The sequence below is a fragment of the Pectinatus frisingensis genome (assembly GCF_014076555.1).
Taxonomy (GTDB): Bacteria; Bacillota; Negativicutes; order Selenomonadales; family Selenomonadaceae; genus Pectinatus; species Pectinatus frisingensis.
In genome coordinates, this window is record NZ_CP045424.1 from 1,204,719 (window position 1) to 1,219,619 (window position 14,901).

At 36.7% G+C, this 14,901-nt stretch carries 11 protein-coding genes; 3 read left to right on the plus strand and 8 right to left on the minus strand.

Going from position 1 to position 14,901, the window contains the following annotated elements:
* The first annotated feature begins 125 nt into the window (after positions 1-125).
* Positions 126-1,415 carry a globin-coupled sensor protein gene (locus F8M42_RS05640; RefSeq protein ID WP_182188363.1) on the plus strand — a complete coding sequence of 430 codons (1,290 nt, stop codon included), beginning with the start codon at positions 126-128 and terminating at the stop codon, positions 1,413-1,415.
* Between the two features lie 66 nt (positions 1,416-1,481).
* Here F8M42_RS05640 and ftsY read toward each other — a convergent pair whose 3' ends face one another.
* From ftsY to F8M42_RS05680, 8 genes are all read right to left on the minus strand, one after another.
* The gene (ftsY, locus tag F8M42_RS05645; protein ID WP_182188364.1) at positions 1,482-2,396 is read right to left on the minus strand and encodes a signal recognition particle-docking protein FtsY; all 915 of its coding nucleotides are present in this window, start codon (positions 2,394-2,396) and stop codon (positions 1,482-1,484) included.
* A gap of 2 nt (positions 2,397-2,398) precedes the next feature.
* Positions 2,399-5,950, minus strand: a complete 3,552-nt coding sequence (gene smc, locus F8M42_RS05650) for a chromosome segregation protein SMC (RefSeq protein WP_182188365.1) — start codon at positions 5,948-5,950, stop codon at positions 2,399-2,401.
* A 48-nt stretch (positions 5,951-5,998) separates the two neighbouring features.
* Entirely contained in the window at positions 5,999-7,009 is a 1,011-nt protein-coding gene (locus tag F8M42_RS05655; protein WP_182188366.1) for an HlyD family secretion protein, read from the minus strand.
* A 36-nt stretch (positions 7,010-7,045) separates the two neighbouring features.
* Entirely contained in the window at positions 7,046-8,668 is a 1,623-nt protein-coding gene (locus F8M42_RS05660; RefSeq protein ID WP_182188367.1) for a nucleoside kinase, read from the minus strand.
* An 87-nt stretch (positions 8,669-8,755) separates the two neighbouring features.
* Positions 8,756-9,751, minus strand: coding sequence for an inorganic phosphate transporter (locus tag F8M42_RS05665; protein ID WP_182188368.1), 996 nt, complete (start codon positions 9,749-9,751; stop codon positions 8,756-8,758).
* The gene (locus F8M42_RS05670) at positions 9,744-10,367 is read right to left on the minus strand and encodes a DUF47 domain-containing protein (protein ID WP_182188369.1); all 624 of its coding nucleotides are present in this window, start codon (positions 10,365-10,367) and stop codon (positions 9,744-9,746) included. The genes F8M42_RS05665 and F8M42_RS05670 overlap by 8 nt, the downstream gene beginning before the upstream one ends.
* 138 nt (positions 10,368-10,505) lie before the next feature.
* Complete coding sequence (thrC, locus tag F8M42_RS05675; RefSeq protein ID WP_182188370.1) at positions 10,506-11,993, minus strand: threonine synthase; 1,488 nt, start codon at positions 11,991-11,993, stop codon at positions 10,506-10,508.
* 102 nt (positions 11,994-12,095) lie between these two features.
* Positions 12,096-13,325 carry an aspartate kinase gene (locus tag F8M42_RS05680; RefSeq protein WP_182188371.1) on the minus strand — a complete coding sequence of 410 codons (1,230 nt, stop codon included), beginning with the start codon at positions 13,323-13,325 and terminating at the stop codon, positions 12,096-12,098.
* 322 nt (positions 13,326-13,647) lie between these two features.
* Here F8M42_RS05680 and purE point away from each other — a divergent pair, with 322 nt between their 5' ends.
* Positions 13,648-14,136: a 5-(carboxyamino)imidazole ribonucleotide mutase gene (purE, locus tag F8M42_RS05685; protein WP_182188372.1), complete on the plus strand. Its 489-nt coding sequence runs from the start codon at positions 13,648-13,650 to the stop codon at positions 14,134-14,136.
* A 29-nt stretch (positions 14,137-14,165) separates the two neighbouring features.
* Positions 14,166-14,876 (plus strand): phosphoribosylaminoimidazolesuccinocarboxamide synthase, encoded by a 711-nt coding sequence (gene purC / locus F8M42_RS05690; protein ID WP_231035404.1) that lies wholly within the window; start codon positions 14,166-14,168, stop codon positions 14,874-14,876.
* Positions 14,877-14,901 lie beyond the last annotated feature (25 nt).

The window sequence follows — 14,901 nt, forward strand, 5'->3', positions numbered from 1 at the left end:
CTTATTATTTTACATAAATTAGAGAAAATATTAACACTTAGTTAAGAAAATTCAGAGGAGTTTTTAAATGAATATAGAATCTTATTAACATTCTATATTGTGATTATTTCAAGGAGGGAATAAAAATGTTTTTTTCAAAAAAAAGTAAATTGGAAGTACCTGTTGGAAATTATGAGGTTACTGATACCGTGATCAAAGAACTTTTGACAATGAGCAATACTAATATAGGGTATTTAAAAGGGCTGGAAGGAGTAATTAAAGATAATTTAGATGAAATAACTGAAAAGTTTTATTTGAAAATAACATCAGTAAATGATATGAAAAAGTTTATCGAACAGATATCTTCGTTAGATGCATTGAAAAAAACATTTAAAGTATTTTTAAGTTTATTATATGAGACCAATGTGAATTCCCAATGCATGGACAGAATTTATAAAATTGGCAAAATACATCATAAAATAAAATTACCACTGGAATGGTTTCTAATGTCTGTTGCAGCGTTAGAAGAAAGTATTTATCCATACATATTTCAAAAATATAAAAATAATACAGAAGATTTATGTAATGTATGTGCAGCTCTTTCCTGGCACATTCAGTTTATTCAAACAATAGTAATACATACTTTTACCGAGGAGTCTGTTTTAGAGTTAAAAAATAAGGCAGAAGAAGAGGCAGAAAAATTAAAGCATGATGCTGAATTATTAGGAATAATAAAAGAATCGGCAGAATCTTTGGCTGCCTTATCGGAAGAAATGTCAGCATCATCAGAAAGCATGGCAGATAATGTAATGAAAATCCAAAAATCGGCGGATACTGTGAAAGTGCAGTCGACTTCGACTAATGATCTGGCGGAAACAGGTAAACAACAGATAGGAGGAGTCATTGATAAAATAAATAATTTGACAGGACAAGTCAAACAAATGAAGAATAATTTGGCAGAGCTGAATCAAAGCACAGCATCGGTAAATAATATAACACAAACGATTACTGAAATTTCTTCGCAGACAAATTTGTTGGCACTTAATGCTGCAATAGAAGCTGCACGAGCTGGTGCAGCTGGTAAAGGGTTTGCTGTGGTGGCTGATGAGGTCCGTAAACTAGCTGAACAAAGCAGTCAGGCTGCCAATAAAATACATGAATTGATTAGTCATAATGCTGTATCGACTAATAATGTCGTAGCTAATATGGAAGAACAAAATGAATTGTTGTTTAAAGTAGTAAATAATGTAAAAGAAAGTGTTGAAGTCATAGAGAAAATAGCCGCAGCTACAAATGAAAATCATACTCAGGTGGAATCTATTGATGTATCCTTGAATACATTGACCACAACGTCCCAAGATATAAAACAAGTTTCACATGATGTTGCCAATTCAGCTACATTATTATTCAACAGGATTGAAGAAAATAAAATTTAAATTGTATGAATATAGTTATGTAACTTTTTATCAGGCAAAAAGTTTTTATAGTTCGGCATGTAATGGTCACATGTCGAACAAGGCGGCAGCAAAATCTTTAGCAACAAAAGGTTGTAAATCATCTTCACCTTCACCGACACCAATTAATTTTACAGGCATTGATAATTGGGCTTTTATGCCGATGACCACACCGCCTTTGGCAGTACCATCCAGCTTAGTCAGTACGACACCTGAAATGGGGGCTGCCTTAGTAAATAATTCTGCTTGGTGGATGGCATTTTGTCCGGTAGTAGCATCTAATACTAATAATGTTTCATGTGGTGCGGCGGGAATTTCTCGTTTTATTACACGATAGATTTTATTAAGTTCATCCATCAAATTCGATTTCGTATGTAACCGGCCAGCCGTGTCAATGAGCAATATGTCGGTATTACGTGCTATGGCAGCTTTTACAGCGTCAAAGACAACTGCTGCCGGGTCGGAACCTTCTTCGTGGGCGATAACATCTACGGCAGCACGTTTGCCCCATATTTGCAGCTGATCAATAGCAGCTGCACGGAAGGTATCGGCAGCTGCTAATAATACAGATTTCCCATTGGCTCTATAATATTTTGCCAACTTACCGATAGTAGTAGTTTTACCGACGCCATTTACACCGATTACTAAAAATACAGTTGGACCGGATGGAGCGATAGTGATGTGATCTTCACCACTTTCTAATATCTGGCTGATTTTCTTTATTAAGAAGGGGTGTAAATCTTGTGGTGAATTTATTTCTTTTTGACGGATACCCAAACGAACATCATCCATTAATTTCATGGTAGTGGACACGCCTACATCTGCTGAAATAAGGATTTCCTCTAATTCGTCAAGACATGATTCGTTTATGTTGGCATAACCAATTATGAGACGTTCAATTTTTTCGGTAAATGAATTCCTTGTTTTGTTTAAGCTGTTCTTTAGTTTGCTGAAAAATTCCATTATTATTCCTCCGCTTCAGTCATTTTTACAGATATTATTTTTGAAATTCCCGCATCAGCCATGGTAATACCATACATTACATCAGCAGCTTCCATGGTTCCCTTACGGTGAGTGACAATTATGAATTGTGTTTTTTGGGCGTAGTCTTTTAGAAAAATACTAAAACGTTTTATGTTTGCTTCATCAAGTGGGGCATCAATTTCGTCGAGAACAGAAAAAGGAGCCGGACGGTATTGTAAAAAAGCGAATAACAACGCAATAACTGTCAAGGTTCTTTCTCCACCTGACAGTAAAGTCATATTTTGGTTTTTTTTACCAGGTGCCTGTACTATTATTTCGACACCGGAAGATAAGATGTTTTCTTGATCTGTTAATATTAACCTAGCCCTGCCGCCGCCAAATAAATGTTTAAATATTTCATTAAAATGATTTTCGATACCACTGAAAGCCTCTTTAAACTGCTTGGTCATAGATAAATTTATTTGTTCGATGATTTGCTGCAAATTATCTTTGGCAGTCAGTAAATCTTGTATTTGCGTTTTTAAAAATTGGCAGCGTTTATTTAAAGTGTCATATTCTATGACAGCATTTGGGTTTACAGAACCAATCGCAGTAAGTTCGGCACGTATCCTTTTTATGTTTTCTAACAAGTTGTCTTCATTAAGGTCTTCTTTATAATTGAGAGCGGCTTGCGGTGAAAGATTATATTGTTCCTGTAGATTTTTTTCGTGTTGTGCTATATCAAAGGAAATTTTTGTGGCTTTTATATTGATTTGATGCAGATCTTCTTGAAGCTTGCTGATATTTTCGGTGAGTTTTTTACGGTCAGCTGCATAGTTTTTGCTTTTGATACGTTTATCCATCAAGGAACTATGAGCTGTATCATAATCGCGCCGGCCATTAGTATAGAGCTGCTGCAAATTTTGGCTGGAGGACTGCAGATCCTTCAATTCGCTTATACTATCATTTATTGAGGTTTGAGCACGGGCTTGTTGATTTTGATTATTGCTGAGGAAAGATTCACAGCGCTCATATTCTGTTTGGATTAAGGTTATTTTTTCGTTTATGCCTGTAATATTTTGCGTTATACCGGCAAAAGCAGAAGATTGCTGTAATAATTGCTGTTGTAATGATTTTTGTTCAGTTTTATAATGAGTAATAGATTTTTCTATATCGCTGTGCTGAGTTACATTACTGGTGTTCGTTGATTTAGTCAGCTGTATTTGCCGGGTATATTTTATCTGTGCTGCTTTTAACGCGCTAAGTTCAGTGTTTATGGCAGTTACAGCATTAAAATCTGCTGATATATCGTTTTTGCGCTTATTGTTTTCTTCTGTTAAATGGATATGCCGGGCATTTTTTTCCGTATAAGAAATGGAATAACGCTGACACGTTGATTCGTTGCTGCTTATAGCTGCCTCCAATTCAGAAATATCGGATAGTAATTGTCCCTGTTGGGTTTTTGCAGCAAGAAGACGGCCAATAGTTTGTTGATTTTTTGCTGAGATTTGTTTTATTTCATTTTCGCGATTAAGAAAATTAAGATTATGTTTCAGGCTGCCCCCAGATACGGCTCCGCCCGGATATAGTATTTCACCGCTTAAGGTTACAATACGTAGTGAATAATTGGCCTTTTTAGCAAGATGCAAAGCATTGTCTATGGTATCAATGACGATGGTACGTCCCAAAAGTGCTTCGATGATTGCTTGATATTTGGCGTCACTGCTAACTAATTTATCGGCATAATTAATAAACCCGTGCCAGGTGCTGTCAAATGGCTGATTTATTGATTTTGGTTTGACAGCAGTAAGTGGCAGGAATGTAACGCGTCCTAAATTTTTCTCTTTTAAAAATTCAATGGCCTGTTTGGCTGTGTCGGTATCAGCAGTGATGATATTTTGCAGGCTGCTGCCCAGAGCAACTTCTATTGCTGTAAGATATTGTTTTGGTACATTTATGATTTCTGCCACAGAACCGCAGATGTTCTGGTGCCAAAAATATTGTGAAGCGGTAAGAACTTTTTTCACTCCATTACCAAAACCTTCGTATGATTTTTGCATATTAGTCAAAATAGTTATTCGTTCTTTTGCCCTGTTGGTTTCCAAAGATAATGAATTACAGGTGTTTTCTATTTCATAGAGCTTTCTTTTTAGTGTGGCTTTTTTTTCCCGAAGATTGATGGTCTCTGTTTGCAAAAGTTTGTTATCAGAAACAATGGTTTGTAGTTCAGCAGCAATCTTGGCAATGTCAGCAGTAATCTTGTCATATTCTCGTTGCCGGATCAGCCGATTGTTTTCTTTTTCCTTGAGTAATCGTTCTTTTTCGATAATATCATGCTGTAAAAGTAAAATCTGGCGTTGTTTAATTTCTTCGGTCCGGCGGTGTTGTTCCGCTTCAGCATTTAATTGCTGCAGAAGAGTTTCCTGAACAATAATTTTTTTTTCGTTGATTTTAATAGCGGTTTTTGTACTTGAAAGATTATCTGCCAAGGTATTTTTTTCTTTTTCAGTATTAAGAATCGTCTGCTGTAATGAAGCCAGATTTTCTTCAGCAGTTTTCTTTTGTGCCAAGGTTGAGGTATGGGCAGTTTTTAAATTATTAATTGTGTGACTGTTTTGTTTGATGCGTTCTTCTAAGACTGTACAATTACTGCGGATACGATTTATTTCTTCTATGATTTTTCGATTGTTTTCGTCTCTGTCGCTTAGATCTTTTTCTGATACAGCTATGCTTTCCTCTGTTGCTGCAATGAGGTTGTCAATAGTGGTCAGAGCAATATTTTGATTAGTGGATTTTTGTTCCAGCTGATTAATTTGATCGGTGTATTTTTTTTGTTCTGCAGAAAGTTTTTCATAATCACATAATATATAAGACAGATTGTACTTATCATATTTATTTTTTAATTCGTTATAGCGGCTGGTTTTTTCAGCTTCTTGCGATAAAGGTAAAAGCTGTTTTTCTATTTCAGCAATGATATCATTAATGCGTAAGATATTTTGTTTGGTGTTTTCCAGTTTTTTTTCGGCTTCTTTTTTTCGATCACGATATTTAGTAATACCGGCACATTCTTCAAATAAAAGACGACGATCTTCCGGCTTTGCGTTGAGAACCTCATCAACTTTATTTTGACTGATGACGCTCATTGAATTTTTACCTAGTCCGGTGTCGGCAAACAATTCATAAATATCTTTTAATCGACAATGTGTTTTGTTAATATAACATTCACTTTCACCAGAGCGGAAAAGACGTCGTGTTATAGTGACTTCCTGATACTCTATGGGCAGCTGCCCATCGGTATTATCAAAAGTCAATGAAACTTCAGCTATACCAAATTGTTTTCTGGTCGAACTGCCGGCAAATATTATATCTTCTGCTTTATTGCCTCGCAGACTGCGAATGTTTTGTTCACCCAATACCCAGCGTATAGCATCTGTTATATTGCTTTTGCCACTGCCGTTGGGACCGACAATTGCAGTAATGCCTTTATTAAATTCTACCTCTATTCTGTCGGCAAAAGATTTAAAACCATATGCTTCCAGTCGTTTTAATAGCAACTAATTCACCTGCTGTCATTATTAATTGGAAAATCATAAATCAAATAACTATTTTCCAATCGATATTTTGGCTGTGGCAATCATATTGGGTTTTATACCGTTCATTTTGTCAGATGGAATGAAAATTTTAACAGTATAATTTTTCTCGTCTGATGCCGGATCAATTATTTGTACAACGGTACCACCGATAATTTTGCCATTTACCTTGCATTCCGCATAGGCACCTTCTTTTAATTTTACGGCTTGTTCTTCAGGTGCCTTGGCTTCTAGCCAGATATAGTTTGATGTGGCGATATCAAGAATATTTTGACCGGCAGAAATGTTATCACCCTCTTTTACGCCAGTGTAATAAACAGTTCCGTCAGCAGAAGCATAAAGTTCGGTCGTATCAGTATTTTTTTGTGCATCTTCTAAAGCCAGTTTAGTTTGGTTGAGCCTTGTAAGTGCCGTTTGTATATCTTCTTGGGTGACACCGCTGGGGACAGCAACGACACTGGTTGTTGCTGAAGGTGTACCTGAACTTGAACTGGGATTCAAAGTGGCCTTGGCCGATTCTACGGCAGCTGCGGCTTGTTCATATTCAGAGCGGCTGACAGCACCAATATCATACAATTGTTTCATTTTACTTTCTTGGGCTAAGGCATTTTGGTACTGACTGTCATCAACTGCGGCGGGCGCTGACGCCTGTGGTGTTGATATTGTTTTTGTGGAGGTTTGTTTGCTTAAAGATACCATATTATCATATTGCTGCTGAGCCTGATCAACCGCTTGCTGCAAATTATCTATATCTTTTTGGGTAATATTGGGATGTATTTGTGCCAAAGGCTGGCCGGCGGTGACAGACTGGCCGTCTGCTACCAGTAATTTTTCCAAAGTTCCATCTGTCAATGTTTTGGTTTGTAAAAAAGAGCCAGTAACTCGTACATCGTAAAACGTGATATAGGCATGATATTGTCCATAAAGCCAAATACAAATGTTTAGAATGACAGCAATCAGGACTATAATGGGCAGCGTAAATTTTATAATAGGAATAACTTTATGACTAATATCGACTTCCAAAATGAGACCTCCTGGTATGACTTATTTTAAGTGTAGTTAAAAAAAACATGAATTTCCGATAAATTCTCGTAAAATGGAATTATTAGGGATAATATCTTCATTATTTATTGTTTCAAAGTAATTTAGGAAATCCAGTAATTGTCGGGATATACTGTATTCTGGAACTTCATTGCTTATTTTTTCCAGTAGTGGATAAGCATATTTTTTTAATACAGCCAGTTCATAAATAAGTGCGGAATTAAACATGATATCGGCATGTTCCTGATAGGGGAAAATATTATTTTCCTCACCGGTACGAACATCGGGCCATTGTTTTATTGTTTTTAGTGCAGAAGAACCGCGAAACTGGTAATCGCGGACTATGCGCCGGATAAGTCGGGCAACAGTGGTCGGGATATTATTGTGTTTATCAATGCCGAGCTGGGTCAAAGCGCTTATATAGATTTTATATATTTTATCCTTAGGCAGTGATTTAGTCAAATTTGGATTAAGTCCGTGTATACCTTCGACAATTATCGGATGATTGGCTGGAAGGTGTATTTTATTGCCGGTCCATTCTTTTTGTCCGGAGAAAAAGTTATAAGTAGGAATTTCAACTTCTTCTCCAGATAAAAGTGATAAAATTTGGTCGATCAAAAGTGTTTTATCAATGGCAGTGAAAGATTCAAAATCATATTCACCCTTTTCATTGAGCGGTGTCTGATCACGATCGAGAAAATAATTATCCATTGATAGGGAAACGGGCTGCATGCCGTTTACTAAAAGCTGCACACGAAGACGTTGAGCAAAGGTTGTTTTACCGGAAGATGATGGCCCTGCTATAAAGATAACTCGTGGATGATTTGGACTGTTGACAATAGTATCGGCAATCTGAGCAATTTTCTTTTCATGCAGTGCCTCGGATATTCTGATAAGGTCGCCGGATTTTCCCGTAGTAATATATTGATTTAAGTTGCTGACATAGTCACAGCGGAGAATATTAGCCCAATCATCGGCTTCAGATAAAAGTGAAGCCAGTTTGTTCTGGTTTTCCTGCGGTGGAACAGCAAGTGGATTTGATAGTGACGGTGTACGTATTATTATCCCAGGTGGATAATGGTCAATTGCAAACAGTCCAAGAGATTTGGTTTCCGGCAACATCGGTCCGTAAAGATAATCATAGTATTCATCACAAAAATAAATGCTTACGATATCTTGTTTTAATGATTCTATTAAGGCAACTTTAGCATATTGCCCATTTTTTTTAAAAAGATTAATAACGTCTTTTTTACACCAGAATTTTTTAATTATAGGAATATTTTCTTTAATAAGTGATTGCATTTGCAAAGTTATTTTTTTTATGTTTTCCGGCGTGACTAATTTTACTGGTAAGATCTTACAATACATACCATTATTGACGGAATGTTCAACAATGACACTGGCATCAGGAAAAAGCTTTTTTACAGAGGTCATCAGAAGAAAAAGTACGCTGCGCCGATATATTTTAACACCATCTGAACTATTCATGTCAATTAATTCCAGTTTTGGATCTCCATCAAAAGGTGTTTGGAGATCTTTTAAATTATTGTTTATTTTTACTGCGGTTATAGGAGCTGTATGACGATCTTTTTCCAAATTAATCAGGTCAACTAATTTAGCGTTAATATTTGCAGTTGTCATTGTTGTCAAATCCTCCTTAATAATAAATAAAAGCCTAAATCAGCCAAAGGCTGTTTTTTTAGACTTTTACGATGAAACTATGCTGGTTTAAAAAAATAATTTTAAAAATTTATAAATAATTGCTGCGGCCAGAGCCGTCGATGGAATTGTGAGGATCCAGGCAATCATCATCTGTTCAGCTACTCCCCAATGAACTGCCCGCACACGTTTTGCAGTACCAACTCCCATTATTGAACCGGATACTACATGGGTGGTACTTACCGGCAGCGATAATAAGGTTGCCGAAAAAATAATAAGCGATGAATTTAAATCGGATGCAAAACCACTTATTGGTTCAAGTTTAAAAATCTTGCCGCCGACAGTACGAATTATACGCCAGCCACCGATACCAGTACCGCAGGCCATAGCAATAGCAGCCATGATCTTTACAAAGGTAGGAACTTCAAATACCTGTATGTACCCTGCACTGAGCAATGCCAAAGTAATTATTCCCATAGATTTTTGGGCATCGTTGGAGCCGTGGGAAAAAGCCATCATTGCTGCTGATAAAATCTGCATTTTTTTGAATTTATTATTAATGGAAGACGGATTGAATCGGCCAAAGGTTATAAACAGCAAAGTCATAATTATGCAGCCTGTGATTCCTGCAATAACTGGTGAAAGAATTAGGGAAAGGATGATTTTGCCGATACCATAAAAATTAAGACCAATCGCTCCGGTAGATACTAGTACGGAACCAATTATACCGCCGACTAATGCATGTGAGGAACTACTTGGCAAAGCCAGCCACCAAGTTAATACATTCCAAAAAATGGCACTGGCCAGTGCTGCGACAATTATCAGTTCATTGACATGACCGGCTGATTTTACAATATCACCGCCGATAGTGTGAGCCACGCCGGTGCTGTACATGGCACCGCAAAAATTTAATACGGCAGCCATTACTATCGCTGCCCGGGGACTTATTGCCCGAGTTGATACAGAAGTGGCAATCGCATTTGCTGTGTCATGAAAACCATTTATAAAATCAAATACCAGTGCAAGTGCTATTATTAAAATAATTAATATTTGGAATTCATGCATATTTCATTACCACGCCTCTTATCATGTCAGCTATAGATTCGCAGTGGTCCAATGTATTTTCCAGATACTCAAGAATGTCTTTCCATTTTATGATTTCAATAGGATCTTTAACCGTCGTGAATAATTGTGCTACTTCCTCACGATATAATTTGTCACCGGCACTTTCTATTTTGCAAATACGTGCAGTGTAATTTAATATTTTTTTCTCATTTTGATGCAATTTATGTAAGAGTTTAAAAATTTCAGTAATGTCAGCAGTAGCCTCAATCAATAATTGTGACATCTTTAATGCAGTGGGACGAATTTCACTGATGTGATACATTATAGCACGTTGTAAAGTACCTTGTAAAAAGTCGACACCGTCATCAAGACCGTTCGCAATAGCATAAATATCCTCCCGGTCTATTGGTGTGATAAAAGTGTGATTGAGTTTGTCAATTATTTTATCATTGATGTTATCGGCAGCATGTTCTAAATCAGTAATTGCTTTCATTTTTTCTTCAGCACCGCGATAATCACTCATCACTTCATTGATTACTAAAGCGCCTTTGTGAAAATAATTGGCACTTTGTGCAAACAGATCATAAAAATCCGTATTCTTTTTTACAAGAAACATAAGCTTCCTCCCAAATTATATCTGTGAATATATTTATTCCCCATAAAATGATTTTAATTTATAATTATTTTACAAGGTGCTAATAATTATTTTACAATATATAAATAGAAATATACAATATATTAATCCGGATATCCTTTAAATTTTTAAATAATTTTTTATTTCTGCTGACATTTTTTCAGTTTTGCAGATATTTTTATGCAGTATTGGAGCAGTCTTCAGGGAGGTCAGACCGATCGGAATGGGAGCTGTATTATATTTTTTTAACACATCAAGCAGTTGAAAATCATTGTTTGATGTGATTTTTACATTCAAAGCAGAAAGTACACTGTCATTGAACTTATACGGGCTAGCTGTTGATAATATCAGCATTGGTGTAGTATCAGCAGTTTTTTCCCGGTAGTTTTGGGCAGTTTGCCAAGCCACGGCTGTATGGGGATCGGCAACATAATGACAGGTGGTATATAGATTTTTTATGGCAGATGCTGTAGCCGTTTCATCAATCCAATCAGCAGCAAATGATTGCTGCAGCTTGGTGAGGAGAAATTTATCAATTTGATAATGGCCGGATAGGTTGAGTTCATTCATCCAGTTGGTTATTTTGGCGGCATTTTTTGTTACATGATACAATAGTCGTTCCAAATTACTGGAAATAAGAATGTCCATTGAAGGGGAAATAGTTTTTATGAAAGGACGATTTTTGTCATAAACTCCCGTTTGGAAAAATTCAGTCAATACATTATTGGAATTTGATGCACAAATTAATTTATTAATAGGCAGTCCCATTCTTTTTGCATAATAACCGGCAAGGATATCACCAAAATTTCCTGTCGGTACGGTGCAGTTAATCTTGTCACCGCAAACTATAGCTTTATTATTCACCATGTCGCAGTAAGCGCTGAAATAATATACTATTTGCGGCAGCAGCCTACCCCAGTTTATTGAATTGGCCGATGATAATTCATAACCATTGTTATTTAAGGTAGTATTAAAATTTTTATCATTAAAAATATTTTTTACACCTGATTGCGCATCATCAAAGTTGCCATCAATGGCGATTACGTCTACATTGGATCCTTTTTGTGTAATCATTTGCCGACGTTGGATGGCACTGACGCCGCTGCCGGGGTAAAAGACAATTATTTTTGTATGGGGAATATCACGAAAACCTTCCAAAGCAGCTTTACCGGTATCTCCGGAAGTAGCAACCAAAATGACGATATCTTTTTTTTCGCTGCTTTTTTTTCGAGCTGTTATTAATAACCGAGGTAAAAGCTGCAAGGCCATATCCTTGAAAGCACTCGTCGGGCCGTGCCATAATTCAAGTAAATATTGACTGTCGCTAATTTTTACAATGGGAGCGATTGCATTGTGGTCGAATTGTTTACCGTAAGCGTTACTTACACAGTTTTTGATTTCTTCGGGAGAGTAGTCGGTAAGATACAAGGAAAGAATCTTACCGGCACGTTCCTGATAGGAAAGCGGCTGCAATCCGCATAAAAAAGCATCATTGATTTGAGGAATATTTTTTGGAACGAACAATCCTCCGTCATCGGCAATCCCCTTTATTATTGTCTGGGCAGCAGTCAAATTTATTTTGTCATTTCTGGTGCTGATATATTGCATAATTTCAATTCCTTTTACATAATTTGACGAAATATTAAGATAAGTGCTTTAGACTGACTAATAGTCTATAAAGCACTTATCCGGGATAGAGCATGGATAAAATTAATTTTGTGGAAAGAATTCATCATGTATTATGTTGACGGCTTCTTTTAATTCGAAACTTTTTATCAAGCAGGAAATACTTATTTCCGATGTACTTATGACATCAATATTTACACCGCCGGTCGCTAATGCTTTAAACATTCTGGCGGCGATTCCCGGATTGCCAAGCATGCCGACACCAACAATAGAGACTTTTGCAACATCTTTTTCAATTAATACACCGATGGCGTTAAGATCACTAGCGGTTTTATCAACGACTTTTTTTGCAATTGATAAATCATCAAGCGCTACTGTGAAAACCATGTCTGTGACATTTTTTTCAACGTTGCGTATACTTTGTACTATCATGTCGACATCAATATTTTTTTCAGCTAAAGCTGAAAAAATAGAATAGGCGATACCGGGATTGTTGGGAACGCCAAGAACCGCAATTTTGGCTACTTTATCATCGTGACTGACGCCTCTTATAACAAAATTTTTATCTTCCATTGTATATTCCTCTCTGATTATTGTACCGGGTTTATTAGTAAAAGTAGATCTGACGTGAATGGGTATATGCAGTGCCTGTCCCACTTCCACGGAGCGCGGCTGCATAACACCGGAGCCTAAGCGCGCCATTTCCAACATTTCACAATAGGTTATTTCCTTCATCTTATGTGCATTTTTGACAATACGCGGATCAGCAGAATATATGCCATCAACATCAGTATATATTTCACAGGTATCAGCATGCAGGGCACCGGCTAGAGCAACGGCCGATGTATCAGAGCCGCCGCGCCCCAGCGTTACGGGATCCCCTAATTGATCGCAACCTTGAAAACCCGCGACGATGACAATGTTTCCGTTTTCCAATTCATTTAACACGCGTTGGGGGTTAATGTCTAATATCTTTCCCTTTGTATGTATGCCATTGGTTTTTATACCGGCCAGGTAACCGGTCAGGGAGACCGCTTTTTGACCCAGGGTTTTAAATGCCATAGTTAAAAGTGAAATGGAAATTTGTTCGCCGGTTGACAACAACATATCCATTTCACGGGTGTACTTATAGGGATCCTTATCTATCTGAGTTGCCAGATTTATCAATTCATCGGTTGTATCTCCCATAGCTGATACGACAACCACAATTTTGTCGTTGTTTTTTCTTTCTTCTATAATGCGTTTAGCAACATTTATAATTCTTTCAGGATTGCTGACGGAACTTCCGCCAAATTTTTTTACAATCAAGGCCATTTTTATCCCCCTAAACTTATCTGGTAAGAGATATTTCTTTATGTATTTTTATTGCTTGGTGCAATAGCTGTTACATTATACAACAAAATGATATATTGTGTACAGCCGTTATAACAAAAAATATTACTATTTGCCCAATTGATGTGGATTGCTTAATAAGGCGAAAAAATATCTTATTGTTATTTTAACATAATATCGTTCATAATTAAAAAAAAAAGTAAAAATATTGGTAAGGTATTATATTGTATTGAAGTTTGTTATGCATTTTGCTATTATTGAGAGGTACAAATATTAATTTTATATTAATTTAGGAGGAGATTTCATGAAAGTGGCTGTTGTAATGGGCAGCGATTCAGATTTACCGGTATTAAAACCGGCGATTGGATTATTACATGATTTTGGTGTTGAAACAGAAGTTATAGTTGCTTCGGCACATCGTACCCCGCTGAGAGTACGGGAAATCGTATCCTCGGCGCAGGAGCGCGGCGTTGGTGCTTTTATTTCAGCAGCAGGTGCGGCAGCTCATTTAGGGGGAGTTATTGCTTCTTATACTACACTTCCTGTAATAGGCGTACCCATCAATGCAACTGCATTAAATGGAATGGATGCTCTTTTAAGTACAGTACAAATGCCTTCGGGTATTCCCGTAGCCACCATGGCTATAAACGGCGCAAAGAACGCTGCAATTTTTGCAGTGGAAATTTTTGCGGTCAGCGATCCGGCATTACAAAAAAAATTGTGTGAATATCGTGCGAAAATGGTCAAAGAAGTGGAAGCTAAAGCTGCAAAAGTAGCTGAAGAACTGAAATAAAATGTTTGTTTACAGGAGGAGTTATTATTATGAGTAAAGAAAAGTTGTATGAAGGCAAGGCTAAAATTATTTATGCGACAGAAAATCCCGAAGAACTTTTGGTTTATTACAAAGATGATGCTACTGCCGGCAATGGTGCTAAAAAAGGTACCATAATGGGAAAAGGCATTTTTAATAACAAAATTTCAGCGTTCTTTTTTAATATGCTGGCGAAAAATGGAATTGAACATCATTATGTAAATATGCCTAGTGATAGGGAAATGATCGTAAAAAAACTTGATATGATTCCTTTGGAAGTTGTTTTGCGCAATGTAGCAGCAGGAAGTTTAGCTAAACGTCTTGGTGTTGAAGAAGGTACAAAATTGTCTTCTCCTGTTCTTGAATATTATTATAAGAGTGATGAATTAGGCGATCCAATGATCAATCAGTTCCATATAAGGGCAATGAAATGGGCTACAGATGAAGAACTGATGCAGATCGAAAAAATGGGATTTAAAATAAATTCAATAATGACAGAATATCTTAAGACTAAAAATATCGATTTGATTGATTTTAAACTAGAATTTGGTCGTTTTAAGGGCAACGTGTTATTGGGCGACGAAATTTCTCCTGATAATTGTCGTTTCTGGGATAGTACTACGCACGAAAAACTTGATAAAGACAGATTCCGCAGAGATTTGGGACATGTAGAAGATGCCTACAAGGAAATTTTGCATCGTTTGACAGGTGAACAAGCATAATAACAGGTGAACAAGCATAATAATA

Coding starts and splice junctions, on each gene's coding strand:
- F8M42_RS05665 (WP_182188368.1), bottom strand. CDS start 9,751: ATGCATGAATTCCAAATATTAATTATTTTAATAATAGCACTTGCACTG.
- purE (WP_182188372.1), top strand. CDS start 13,648: ATGAAAGTGGCTGTTGTAATGGGCAGCGATTCAGATTTACCGGTATTA.
- ftsY (WP_182188364.1), bottom strand. CDS start 2,396: ATGGAATTTTTCAGCAAACTAAAGAACAGCTTAAACAAAACAAGGAAT.
- F8M42_RS05670 (WP_182188369.1), bottom strand. CDS start 10,367: ATGTTTCTTGTAAAAAAGAATACGGATTTTTATGATCTGTTTGCACAA.
- F8M42_RS05660 (WP_182188367.1), bottom strand. CDS start 8,668: ATGACAACTGCAAATATTAACGCTAAATTAGTTGACCTGATTAATTTG.
- purC (WP_231035404.1), top strand. CDS start 14,166: ATGAGTAAAGAAAAGTTGTATGAAGGCAAGGCTAAAATTATTTATGCG.
- F8M42_RS05640 (WP_182188363.1), top strand. CDS start 126: ATGTTTTTTTCAAAAAAAAGTAAATTGGAAGTACCTGTTGGAAATTAT.
- F8M42_RS05680 (WP_182188371.1), bottom strand. CDS start 13,325: ATGGCCTTGATTGTAAAAAAATTTGGCGGAAGTTCCGTCAGCAATCCT.
- thrC (WP_182188370.1), bottom strand. CDS start 11,993: ATGCAATATATCAGCACCAGAAATGACAAAATAAATTTGACTGCTGCC.